This window comes from Neptuniibacter pectenicola (genome assembly GCF_001597735.1).
In the GTDB taxonomy this organism is placed as follows: domain Bacteria; phylum Pseudomonadota; class Gammaproteobacteria; order Pseudomonadales; family Balneatricaceae; genus Neptuniibacter; species Neptuniibacter pectenicola.
Map to the genome: position 1 here is coordinate 1 of NZ_LUTS01000061.1, position 620 is coordinate 620.

Below are 620 nucleotides of genomic sequence, written 5' to 3' on the forward strand. Positions count from 1 at the left end.
CTACCCGGTGGGCATGATAGACATTTTTGGTTTCCATCCTCTCTATCATCTCTCCCCCCTCCCTCCTCCTCCCTCCCTTTCCCTCTTCCCTCCTCTCTCCTCCTTTCCTCCCCCTCTTTCTCTCCCTCCTCTCCCTTTTCCCCCCTCCTCTCTCCCTCCTCCTCTCTCTTCCCCTTCCCCTCTCTCCCCCTCCCCCTTTCCCTTCCTTTCCCTTCCCTCTTCCCTTTCCCCCCCCCCCTCCCCCTCCTCCTCCTTCTCTCCTTCTTCCCCCTCTCTCTTTCTCCTCTCTTCTCCTCCCCTCTCTTCCCCTCTCTTTTCCCCCCCTTCTTTCCCTTTTTCCCTCTCTTCCCTTTTTTCTTTCTCCTTCCCTCCTTTTCTCTTCCTCCCTCCCTTTCCTCTCTTTTCTTCCCTTTCTTTCCCTTCCTCCCCCCTTTCTTTCTTCCCCCTTTTTTCCCTTCTTTCCCTTCCCCTCTTTTTTTCCCTCCTTCTTCCCTTCCCTCTCCTTTCCCTTCTTTTTTTTTTCCTCCCCCTCTTCTCTTTCCCTCCCTTTCCCTCCCTTCTTCCCTTCTTTTTCTCTCTTCTCCCCCCTCCTCCTTCTTTCTTCCTTTTCCCCCCTTCTT

General features: G+C 54.0%; 1 protein-coding gene. It reads right to left on the minus strand.

All coding sequences use genetic code 11. From position 1 onward, the window contains the following. A partial coding sequence (locus tag A3773_RS19725) for a hypothetical protein (RefSeq protein ID WP_197462827.1) occupies positions 1 to 620 on the minus strand: 620 nt, incomplete at both ends.